Below are 11,469 nucleotides of genomic sequence, written 5' to 3'. Positions count from 1 at the left end.
CGGCAACGTATCGAGGGTTCGAATCCCTCCCTCACCGCCAAATATAACCCGTTGAATTTCAACGGGTTTTTTCATTTCTAGACTTACGTGATTTTTTTCCTGGATCAACTAGGTGGAACAATCATGTATCTGAGTAAAAATGCCTCCGGCACCTACTACACCCGCCTCCCACTCCCCAAGGTTTTGCGTGACAGAGGCCTTCCATTTGCCATTCGCACCTCCCTGTGTACCAAAGATCGTCAGCTCGCAGTAGACCGAAACCTGGCTGTGGCAGCTCGTACTCGCGCACTTATCGCGGCTACCCCTGCTGATACTTCCCCTCGCAGTTTCTATCGCTGGATCCGCGCCGATCTAGACGCGTTCAAAGCTGCGGGGTTCATCCCTCCTCAAACACCTTCCACACCTCGTGAACCTTCTGTTAATGCCTCAGCTTGCCCTAGCAGTGGGATCACGCTCAGCCATGCACTGGCGAGATTCATCGAGACTAAAGCCAGTGAGGGGATCCAGCACAAGACGATGGGCCAGCTCCAACTTCGGATCAACGCCTTCGTCACCTGGGCCAAAGGGGTTAAAGTCGATGAGGTGACGCCCGCGCTGGCACAGGAGTATCGCAACATCTTGCTGCGCAAGAGCGACATCAGTTTCAAAACTAAGACCGATTATCTGGCTGCTCTGAAACAGTTCTTTCGTTGGTGCGTGGCACTGGACTATTGCAGTCGTAACCCATTCGATGGGCTGACGGCAGGTAAAAAACCGAACAAACGGGCGGATGAGGAGCGAGTGCGTTGGTATCGCCCTCAACTGGCTCAGCTGTTTGCCAGCCTGCGCAGCAAACAATCCCAGAAAGGTAAAAAATTGAAAATTCAGGACTGGTGGGTGCCCCTGCTGTGCCTGTACGCAGGGTTGCGGCCTTCCGAGGCCTGCCAGCTCAAAACTCAGAACATCAAACAGGTTGAGGGGATTTGGTGTTTGATGGTCGATGCGGGAGAGGCGGATCAACAGCTCAAAACTGCCAATGCGTACCGTACCGTGCCACTGCACAGTGCGTTGATCGGACATCAATTCCTGGACTATGTGGAGAGTCGTCGCAGTCAAGGGAAGGTATTTTTGTTCGATGACCAACCATCAGGCAAAGACGACGACTGGGCGCATAACATCACCTGTCGCTTCCAACGCCACCTCAATGATGCTGGCATCGTAGGTCAGGGCCGCCCCACCATTTACGGGATGAGACACACGTTTATCGATGAGCTGCAACAGGCGGACGTTGCTGAGCATATTGTGGCTGAGTTGGCGGGACATAGTAAAACAGGGATCACTTTTGGCCGCTATGGAAAACGGGTAAGTGTTTCCCTTTTGAAAGAAAAGATTGAGTTGATCCCCAGCGACTTAGTCGACAAGTGAGAACTAGAACCAATAGACCTATACAGGGTCAGTCGTAGCTACCAACCCATTTAGCAATTAACATGAGTTGGTAAAAAATGCTTGAAGAGCACCACATGGTGGTAGCAGCAGGCGACGATCTTGCAGGCAAAATGGTAATACCCATAGTCGCAAACCATTAGGAAATGTGAAAACCGGTAGGGGTTTTTCGAAACTTCCAGTTTTCGGGTAAATCAGTACCACATCGCCTTTGCCATCGAGATAGGACTGGCCGTAAGCATGTAACTGATAGAAATCATGCTGATCCAGCCCGTACTTTTCGCTGCCGTTGGCTTTTTTACCATCAAGCAACTTCCATTTTGTGTCCAGCACTAGTCGTCTGACTTTAGCTTCTTGTACCAGCAGGTCGGGTTTGAGGCGAAACCAGCTCTGTTTGTTGTGTGTGACCAGCGAAAAACTGCTGGTTTGTGTTCGTAAGGAGTAGCCATTGTTGAGTTGTCGAGCTAGATGTTTGGCGACGAAAGACTCAAAAATCGCCTCCATTGGAAATAGTAAGGATGGGGCATGATGAGCACCACTGCCGGTGAGGGGCGATTCACCTTGCAGAATCAAACGGGCCCAAGCTAGTGCCCCGTCATAATGCGCCATCCCACGATCCAGGCGAATCCGGGCAAAATCCGCGTCATGTTGGGCGGATGCAGGAATATCGCCGAATACAAAACACAGTTCTCGAGCCAATTGCTGGTGTACCTGTGAGGATGTCCACGCAAGAGCACATCGTAACGCAGCATGTAAAAGGCGGTTCTCTGGCCGATTAGGTGAATACTCATCAAACTCAGCAAAAAAGCGATCACGCCGACACAAGTTGTGGCGCAAATGCCCAGCTATTTGCAGCTTACCGCGTAGGGCAAAGAGGTTGTCTTTCTGGCTATGATAGTCACTTCGAAGGCCTCGCTTGACAACGTGCTCTACCGCTCGTAGGAACTCACCGATAAATACCTCCAACAGGGGTATGCGCCTAGCCTGCAATTGGGCGCTATCGGTCTGAATGTGGCGAAATCCTCCCAAACAGCACAGCATTTCGATCAATAGCCGCCGAGCGTCAGCCTTGCCGCTGGCTTTGCCGAGTTTGGGTAGCACTTCGATCTGATAGCCATCTGGACAGCGGATTACTCCGACAAAGCTCGTCACCTGCACGACTTTACGTCCACACCGCTGGGTCAGCCGCAGCCAAGCCGCTTCACCAGCATCAGCGGCACGCAAAGCACGGCTCTCCAGCCAAGAAAAAATAGGGGTAGGTACCTCATGTAAACCCACTTTATCGAGTAAACGATGTCCATCAACCGGTAAAGCTGCCAGAGTGTCGAACTCAAAGATTGTGATTCCTGTCATATTGGATCCCGTCAAACCAAGGCCTGATAAATGCCGATATAGGCATCAGGTTCAACGAGAACTGGTTGCTGCACTTGGTAGCGGCGTTTGGTTGAATAACTGTCAAGGCCGTGATCGCTGCCGAACAAGTCATTCAAATCTTGCTCATGGGCGTCACTCTCGGTGATAAATTGGGCCCTCAGCGGTTTTTGGTTGTCACCCAGCACAAGTCGGATTTTGTGCCAGTCCTCGAAAAAATACTCCTCTAGCAACGGGATGAGGCGTTTGCGAAAAACGTCGACCAACTTATCAAAACGCATGGGACCATCTACCACTTCACGAATTGAGGTGAAATAAGCATGGCCAATGCAGTGATCCCGGTCGTACAGTGCCTCAATGCGCTCGTTGATGCGTTCCAGCATTAGACGAACATCAATTTCCCCCCGCGCTGTCGTCACTAGCAAGCCCGCCAGTGGGGCGCTGTGTGGGTCATCCACAGATTTTGCTGCTCGGGTGTCGGGCATTAGTGGTACGAAATCGAAACGGCGACGCAATGCGGTATCGAGCAGCGCGAGCGAACGGTCTGCCGTGTTCATTGTGCCAATAATGTCCACGTTTACGGGCACCGAAAACGCTTCACCCGAATAGGCTAACGTCAGCTCTAAAGGTGGGGGATTACCATTAAGGGGATCGCGCTTGTCTGCTTCGATCAGAGTGATCAACTCACCGAAAATTTTACTGATATTGCCCCGGTTAATTTCGTCGATCACCATTGCAAAGCGTTGGTCGGGGAACTGACGTGCTTTACGGCAGAGTTGTTTGAAGGCACCAGAGTGGATCTTGTACCCGACTTCGCTAACTTCACCATCCTCACTATTCAGTATGGGACGCAGGCCCTCAACAAACTCTTCGTAGCCGTAGGACTGATGGAAAGTGACAAAGCTGTAACGTTGAATGGTGCTGGTTTTCTCTGGTCCCCGTTTGAATTGCTCGACCAGAGCAACCAAGTCCTCGCAGGACTCTTGCCACTCTCCCGACAATTCCCATGCAGAATTCTTGTCTTTATCGAAGATGAATGGGCTTTGCATTGCCTTTTGCTTTACAGTTGTTGATTCTTCGACAGTGTGCCTTTGCAGGGTGGATCTGACTCTGGCGGTTTTATGTATCCCGGACTTGAATGTGTGGATCGCCTCAATAAAAGGATGTTCATACAATGCCTGTAGACTGCCTTTGCCACCCAGCTCATATAAGGCTGCTGCGAGCCCCTCCCACCATGTTAGTCCTGCAATCTTGTCGGTGATAAACTGGCGACGCCATTCTTGCTGCGACATTGATGTAACCTGTGTCTCGTAATCACGTTTCAGCAGTTGCATCAGAGTGTAGGTTTTTCCAGTTCCAGGCGGGCCGTAATAAATACGGTTCAAACAGTTGGCTACAGGCTGTTTGGTTACAGGGATTTCAGTGGCCACTGACTCGGGCATCTTGACATTAGTTGCATTGACGTCATCAACTGACTCGTTTGCGAGTGCAGCTAATTCGGCCAAGCCAGTACCAAAAAATGGCTTGAGCAACGTTGCTTCAAACTCTGGTAAGTCAGCAGCTGGCACACGCTTGAAAGTGGAATTGTAGTTCGGAGTCCAGCCTTTCTTGCTACCTTGATACCCCCCCTGCTTTATTCCCTGCTTCAATACTCGGTAACGACGTTGCATCCAACCATCCCCCGCAGAACATGGTTCTGGTGCAGAGATAAACTGACCAACAAGTGACAGGCTTTCGTTGCCATGGCAGAGATAAAAAAGTGTACCGAGAGGAACTTCCAAAAACTCTTTTCCCTGGCCCTTTGCAGTTGCACCGTGCATCACTGCCAGTTCAGCGTCTAGGTATTGTTGCCATTCATCTGTAGAAAAGTCCTCTGTACCGTGCGATAGCTTCCAGATCGCAAGATTTTTCTGGCTCCATGCATCCCATACATGGTGCCCAAACTCTAAGATACCAATGTCATTCGGTCGCTTGGCTGATACCTCCCGCTGTAACGCGGCCATTCCTTGATTAGCAGAACTGCCTAGGTAAGAGGCAAGACACACAGGCTTGAAAATTGGGACAATTACAGGGTCTTGTCGATTTTGGTAGTGAAAAGCGATCTTCCACTTGAAGGCCTCTCCTAGTTGGTCAAAGGCATCTATGGCTTCTAGATCTCCTTTGGCAGCAAAATGTGCAACTTGCACGACGAAGTGACGGATTTTTTCGAAAGCTTCCCCGGCAGTTGAACCTAACGAGGAATACCAACCATGTGTATCTGAGTAGCTCAGTTTTGTATCCGAATCTTTATCCTCAGTACTTTTTCGCGAAAATACGCCAAACTTGAAGGCAGACCCTCCCCAAATGCTACCAAGTTCATCTAGACCTGATTCGAGCCAGTAGGTGAGGGTCTGCTTGGAACCTGCTTTGCTGTATTCATCTAATGTCATCGTGGCCAGCCTCGAAGCAGGCCAAACTTTCAAAAATTCATCCCAACGTGCGTACTGTTGCTGGAAATCATTCATGTAGTCATTCCTTAGTTGAGGAGCTCGGTGCAGACCATAGAATGCGGCGATTGCATCGCCTACTGCCGCTGTTAGCTCTTAATTGGATGAGTGAGCTGAGATTGAAAGCATCTTCTACCTTTGACAGCGCTTCACCGCAATATAAGAGGTGTGATTTTCAGATGTTTATCCCACTGGCTTGCTCATTTCGATGCTTTTTTGTCCGCCGATGTTGCTTACATGGATTTACGAATGTCTCTATGAGTAAGAAAAAGAAAGAGTGCGGGTTGTATAAAAAGCCTTGTGGCTTGCAGGAATTGCATTTATCGATTCCAATATTACCTGAACGGAGCTGGTATAAAGGGTTGAAATTGCTCACCACTGACGGATTTTAACAATTTCATCACATGACCGGTAAAAGGGAAATATCAACCAGAAATCGTGCCCTCTGTGGCTCAGATGTTGTGGTGGAACGATATTATTTAAAAAGCCAAATAATTTTCTTGACTTGCAATTTCGTTTGTGCATCAAAAATCTGTTGACTTATTTTTTTAATGCTCATAACCTATGCGCAAATCAACTGGATTAGAGCCGATGAACAATGATAAAAACTCACAGGCCAAAGATTTAAATAAGACTCTTGGACTGGCAATAAATGAAAATCTGAAATTTAAAGAAGCCCGCTATGCTGAATCAACCATTGGACCATATCGCCGCAAGAGCAAGCAGCTTGTAACTTGGTTCGGTAAGAAAAAGTTGATCGACTTTAGCTCTACAGACATAGAGATGATGGTCGTAAAACTTTTGAAGAAATATAATGGCTGTACAGTTAATCACTACCTGGAAATTCTGCGCAGTGTATTTGTTAGGGCGAAACTCGACGGTTTAATTCCATCTAATCCGATGGAAAACATAAAGAAATGTAAATTTACCAGAAAGAAGCCGAAACCATTCTTGCAGTCTGAGATTGCACTTTTGCTACAACAGAATAAGCAGGAAAACTATCAAATTGAAACTGCATTGATACAGGTAGGGATAGCAACTGGTTTACGAATTAGTGAACTGCTCGCCTTAAGTGCTGAAGTTGTTGATCTCGAAAAAAAGATGCTAACCATAGATCTGGCTTTGGTAAATGGTGTGTATAAAACCCCTAAAAATGAGGGGTCTAGACGAACAATAGAATTGACAGCGCAGGCAATAGAACCGCTAACTCTACTGCTAGAACAAGCCAAGAATAGAAAGGCAAAAAATATAAAAGTCACGCAGAATGATAATCGAACTAAATTAATCGAATCTCGGACATTGTTAGCCTATTTTTGTGCAAAGCGGCGCCCTTACGCCTCAGTTGATGAATACAGAGAAAAATTCTTTAAACCGTACTGTATCTCTCTTGGCGTTGATTATCGCGGGCCATCGCAATTCCGTCATACATTTGCCAGTCAACTATTGTCTGCCGGAATAAATGTACCATGGATTGCACGGCAGATGGGGCATGCTGGTACTGAAATGATTCAGCGCTGTTATGGCCAATGGTTAGTCGAGGATGCAGTCGATTTTGGAGCCCAGGCAGGAGCGGTTTTGCAACGGTGCTTACATTCGAATGCTGTAGATACGGTAGAGCAGTCTGCTGCGCCATCTGCCACATTGTACAGAAATTGGAATGAGTTGATGACCATGCCAGAGATGCAATCGATAATACCATTAATCGAAATGCTCCTTAAAAAGAAGTGAATTACGATAGCATAAATTAAAGAGAGTTATCGGGTTAATATGATCTAAGAGTGTACGGTATCGTTGCAGCTAAAAACTATCGTTGACGCTACTATCTAATCAGGCAGTTTATTGCTTTTAATAAAAAGAGCAAGGTCACTCCTACACCGTACAAATTGCGTTCCGCAATGTACGGTGTACGGAGCCTTGCCATGGCTGTCGCCCTGGACCTACCTGTGCTGCCGCCCAGACCCGCTAAATAAATATATAAATTAGAGCTGTTCAGCAGCCAGGAGACAATACGTGGGAAAAGAAAATAAAAAATTAAGGAATAGCAAAAATAACACTTTACGTGAGGAGCTGATAAGAGATCCTGATCTCATGCTGCTCATTGAAAGGGCCGTTATCAGGTGCATCAATGACGATGTCGCTGTCACTATTAACGGTATAGCTAGAGATGTAAATATGGATACAGACATCGTTCGACAAATGTTGCCGAGTTTTACAGAGATCCGGGATCATCGAATCGAGCTACGCTGCACATATGAGGAAAAACGTCGTTGGGAGAAAAAGGCTAAAAATGCAAAAGTCACTGTATCGAGGTTAGCATCTCAATCTCTCTCAAAATTGAAAATCGTCATTTCTCCAGCAGAAACATTACGCGACACAATAAATAATCTTATTGCGCAACAGACCGGGTTTTATAACAATTTCAATCAGCTGGTAAAATGGTGTAACTCCCATAAGGGCGATGTAAATCTACTTTTTATTTTATGCGAACTCAGGGAACTAGAAAAACAACATAGAGAGCAGGTTGATAAAGTTAACGAGATGTTATCACCACAATTAACACAGCCATCTCGGGTTATACGCTATGGCAAACGCGATACTGCGACCCCAGACACTACATGGTCACACTCAGGTGAGGATGACGAGGATGCAGTGGAGGTAAATCCAGCATTAATCGAGAGTGAGTATGAGGAGCATGAGCTATGGCGGTGATTAGATTTTTTGCAACCAATGGGCATCGCCAAACTAAATCCAGCGCCCCAATAGATTACCTACTGGGTATCTACAGCGCTCTGACGCCGCAACAAAAAAATGAGCGTAGTACAATCGCTGATGCGATTAGGGTTGCTCGTGATAAAAATGACGCTCCATTGGTTCATCGGTTGAACCAACAACTGAGACTGATCCATGGTGTACAACGGACTCCACCACCTGAGCTGTTGGCTGGAAATCCACGAGACATCGCTTATGCAATCGAGATATCGCCACATAAATATAAATACACCAGCGGTGTCATTGCACATGCAATTGAGGACAACCAGACGCTGAGCTCCAATCCAGATATTGCTCAAGAATTTCGTGCATTGATGGAGGAGCTGGTTTTTGCGGGATTACCCATAGAGGACAGGATGATCTTGTGGGTACAACATACGCATGAACAAAATCTGGAGAATCATTTCTTAATCCCACGGATTAATCTTCGCACTGGAAAATATTTCAACCCTCACCCACCAGGTGCGGAAGGAGATTTTAATGCGATCCGTGATTACCTCAACCTGAAACATAACCTTGCACGTCCAGATGATCCGCAACGCCAGAGGCTGACAGGAACAATACCACGGTACAGTAAAAATGCGGACTTAATTGCAGCGTTATCTGATGCGGTGCAGTTACGGGTAACTCAGGGTCAGTTATGTAACCGACAAGCTGTGATTGATTGGCTGGAGCAACCTCAGACTCGACAAATGTATGGTATTAGCGAAGTCGAGGCTAAAAAGGGTTACATCCGGATTGTGCCAGAGGGAAAGATCAAGGCTTTTCGGCTGAAAGGAGCTTTATTTAGCCGTTCGTTTACCAGTATTGATGCGGTGAGACCGACGTTGACGATAACAACGCCTCCACAACCGTCGTTGGATGCACTCTGGCAGCAGATTGAGGAGCGGATAGCCAAACGCCGGGCCTTCAATCAGAGCCGCTATAACGTCACTGAGACGCTGCACCCAATGCCCTCTCCGAGGCCTGTGAGACGACCGACAGGTATGGCCGCAGTGATAACCCAGAGACATCGCAAACAGCCAACAAATGCGCTTTTTTGGCAACAGCAGATGCAGCTATATGCAGGTTACACACTGACCCCAATTAACCCTGAGGGAACCCTAACAGTAGACACCGAAAAGGCATTAATTCAACTGCTGATGAAAATTTTGAGCGCTATTTTAGCATTACTAGGAGTTAATCATGAATTTAGAGAAACAATTATTAGAGTTGCTCAGTTTTATCAACACCGAGCAGATGAGCTCGATAGCAACACTCAGGGAGCAGGTTCAATCGCAGCATGTCACACAGCAGCAGATAATGAACGACCATCAGGTCTTGCTGACCATGTTGCAGCATTTGAACACGCATACCAGCGACAGCAACGTCTCTGCCGAGAACTCCATTCATCAGATGAGCGTTTCGCTCGAACTGTTGCAGGAGCAGGTTCAGACCTTGAGCGGCTCCGTAGAGAGTACGCAGAGGTCGGTGAGATTGCTACTCGAGGTCTTAGAATCATAATGGATAACCCTATATTAGCAGCCAAAAGAATTGCACGTTTCAGGATGAGGCCTGGAGCGTATGCATTAACATATCAGCACGAGCACTCTGGTCAGAGGACTGCACGTCATGAAATGGATTCAGATCTTTCTTTGTAAAATATTCTGAATGGCGTTTGTTTTTTATATTTCCTGAACATCATCAACAATAGATTATTTGCAATGTTTATTTTTATAAATAGCAATAATGAATATCTACCATTGATATATAAAAACAACAAATAATAATAACCTTTTTTTTTGGGGGGGGGGAGTATGTATGCTCCAGAATAAAATGTTAGCTTGGGGGGTTAGTAAGGGGCGGATTGCCAGTGAGCAAAAACCGATTTGGTTGTTGGACGAACTTATTGAGCAGGGTGATCAGTGGATCATCAATGGCGCCCCAAAATCTGGTAAATCGCTGCTCGCAACGCAACTCGCATTGGCCATCGCCAGTGGAGGACAGTTCCTCAACTGGAAGAATCAAGCTCCAGCACGAGTGTTGTATATGGATTTTGAGCTAAAAGACCGGTTGTTCTGGAAACGCTTTTTAACCATGACAACACATAATAATGTGACTGACCAAACAATTGAGCGGAACTTTTTCCGGTGTGGTGATTTCCAGACAACGGATGTATTGGATCCTGTAGAGGCGAAAAAAATGATCTCCATCGTGAATGAGATCCAGCCTGACCTGATTATTTGGGATGTATTAGCTAGGATGCATACAACGGCGGAAAATGATAACGGTTTGATGGGGCAGGTAATGCGGTCCATAAGAAAGGTTAGTGGATCCGCCGCACACATCGTTGTGCATCATGCCAGAAAATCTTCACCAGGAGCTGAGAACTATAATGCTGGCGCTGCTGGTATCAGGGGGGCATCATCCATTCATGGTGAGGCTGATGGGGTTATGTCACTAGCATTGCGGGATGGGCAGGGGGCTAGATTCAGTCTCAGATTTAGTTCGAGAGCGGTTGAAACTCCTGATGAAATTTTATTAAACAGAACAGAACATCTGATATTCGTCAGCGCGAATGATAGTGATAAAAACACATTATTAACTTCCCTGAAAAAAGCTCTGAGTGGGCATACCTCAGTATCAGCAGCCGAGTTAGTGAACTCCTTTTGTGCGGAATTTTCCATACAGGAACGGCAGGCAAAAAACTATATCAGAAAATGCGTCGCAAATGCTTGGGTTCGGCGGGAGAGGAGGCCGGATAAAACGTATGAGTATATCGCAACAGATTTACTCACTGATGTGTCAGCCTAAACACACAATATTTACCACCTGGATGCAAGGGTGCAATGAACCTCTATCTATAAATAGATTGCATCCAGAATTACCCCCTTACATATCCCCCCTTTCATGCACAAGAGCGCCTAGTGCTTATTTTAGACATTGCATTTTAAATGCATTATGATTCTGAAATAAACAATTGAGCCTTTGTTTTCAAAATAAAATATGAATCACATTGAAAACAACTAGAACATTTCATTCAAGCATTGATGTCCTGCTTTATGCAGGAATTCGTCTGTTTATGCTCTATATAAGCCTCATGTCCTTTAAATCGAGTGGCAAGAATGTTTTTATTTATATTGCTCTGCGAGCATATTATCCACATGTAATGACTACTGCATTAGCGATATTTACCATCCCAACCACGTCCATTCTGTTTATGGACATGTTATATGTCAAATATAGTGCAGCCAATACTCAAAAAGAGCAAAAAATAACCAAGAGCAAAATTTGTACAATTATTTTTTCAATAAAAAACCCCTTAAAAATCAATGGTATGATCCATTTATCTCGCTTGACAGATGGCAATCTCTCGGTTTACCGTGGCGTTACTCTTAGAAACTCAATGGCGACTCATGATGGATCAACTATGCGATAGGAG

Annotated in this window: 8 protein-coding genes; 6 read left to right on the top strand and 2 right to left on the bottom strand. The window is 46.2% G+C overall.

Annotation, left to right across the window (positions count from 1 at the left end; translation table 11 throughout):
• Positions 1 to 123: 123 nt before the first annotated feature.
• A complete protein-coding gene (locus AACR77_RS01710; protein ID WP_231563062.1) occupies positions 124 to 1,404 on the top strand; it encodes a tyrosine-type recombinase/integrase in 1,281 nt (426 codons plus the stop codon).
• A 57-nt stretch (positions 1,405 to 1,461) separates the two neighbouring features.
• Here the strand turns inward: AACR77_RS01710 and AACR77_RS01705 are convergent, their stop codons facing one another.
• Both AACR77_RS01705 and AACR77_RS01700 read right to left on the bottom strand, forming a co-directional pair.
• Entirely contained in the window at positions 1,462 to 2,775 is a 1,314-nt protein-coding gene (locus AACR77_RS01705) for an McrC family protein (RefSeq protein WP_081999275.1), read from the bottom strand.
• Between the two features lie 11 nt (positions 2,776 to 2,786).
• The gene (locus tag AACR77_RS01700; protein ID WP_042877945.1) at positions 2,787 to 5,297 is read right to left on the bottom strand and encodes an McrB family protein; all 2,511 of its coding nucleotides are present in this window, start codon (positions 5,295 to 5,297) and stop codon (positions 2,787 to 2,789) included.
• A gap of 573 nt (positions 5,298 to 5,870) precedes the next feature.
• Here AACR77_RS01700 and AACR77_RS01695 point away from each other — a divergent pair.
• The 5 genes from AACR77_RS01695 to AACR77_RS01675 all read left to right on the top strand — a co-directional run bounded on the left by AACR77_RS01695 (position 5,871) and on the right by AACR77_RS01675 (position 11,466).
• Positions 5,871 to 7,007 (top strand): tyrosine-type recombinase/integrase, encoded by a 1,137-nt coding sequence (locus AACR77_RS01695; protein ID WP_042877944.1) that lies wholly within the window; start codon positions 5,871 to 5,873, stop codon positions 7,005 to 7,007.
• Between the two features lie 282 nt (positions 7,008 to 7,289).
• Positions 7,290 to 7,988 carry a plasmid mobilization protein gene (locus AACR77_RS01690; RefSeq protein ID WP_231563061.1) on the top strand — a complete coding sequence of 233 codons (699 nt, stop codon included), beginning with the start codon at positions 7,290 to 7,292 and terminating at the stop codon, positions 7,986 to 7,988.
• The gene (locus AACR77_RS01685; RefSeq protein WP_081999273.1) at positions 7,979 to 9,688 is read left to right on the top strand and encodes a relaxase/mobilization nuclease domain-containing protein; all 1,710 of its coding nucleotides are present in this window, start codon (positions 7,979 to 7,981) and stop codon (positions 9,686 to 9,688) included. Before AACR77_RS01690 ends, AACR77_RS01685 begins: the two co-directional genes overlap by 10 nt.
• A gap of 160 nt (positions 9,689 to 9,848) precedes the next feature.
• On the top strand, positions 9,849 to 10,841 hold the full coding sequence (locus tag AACR77_RS01680; protein WP_042877937.1) for an AAA family ATPase: 993 nt from the start codon (positions 9,849 to 9,851) through the stop codon (positions 10,839 to 10,841).
• Between the two features lie 202 nt (positions 10,842 to 11,043).
• Complete coding sequence (locus AACR77_RS01675; RefSeq protein WP_139739411.1) at positions 11,044 to 11,466, top strand: hypothetical protein; 423 nt, start codon at positions 11,044 to 11,046, stop codon at positions 11,464 to 11,466.
• Positions 11,467 to 11,469 lie beyond the last annotated feature (3 nt).

This window comes from Aeromonas sp. ZOR0002 (assembly GCF_963866995.1).
Lineage (GTDB): Bacteria > Pseudomonadota > Gammaproteobacteria > Enterobacterales > Aeromonadaceae > Aeromonas > Aeromonas caviae.
This window is presented reverse-complemented; position numbering and strand designations above follow the sequence as displayed.

Excerpts from the sequence above, each read along its gene's own strand:
- AACR77_RS01680 (WP_042877937.1), top strand. The coding sequence starts at position 9,849 with ATGCTCCAGAATAAAATGTTAGCTTGGGGGGTTAGTAAGGGGCGGATT.
- AACR77_RS01705 (WP_081999275.1), bottom strand. The coding sequence starts at position 2,775 with ATGACAGGAATCACAATCTTTGAGTTCGACACTCTGGCAGCTTTACCG.
- AACR77_RS01695 (WP_042877944.1), top strand. The coding sequence starts at position 5,871 with ATGAACAATGATAAAAACTCACAGGCCAAAGATTTAAATAAGACTCTT.
- AACR77_RS01685 (WP_081999273.1), top strand. The coding sequence starts at position 7,979 with ATGGCGGTGATTAGATTTTTTGCAACCAATGGGCATCGCCAAACTAAA.
- AACR77_RS01710 (WP_231563062.1), top strand. The coding sequence starts at position 124 with ATGTATCTGAGTAAAAATGCCTCCGGCACCTACTACACCCGCCTCCCA.
- AACR77_RS01700 (WP_042877945.1), bottom strand. The coding sequence starts at position 5,297 with ATGAATGATTTCCAGCAACAGTACGCACGTTGGGATGAATTTTTGAAA.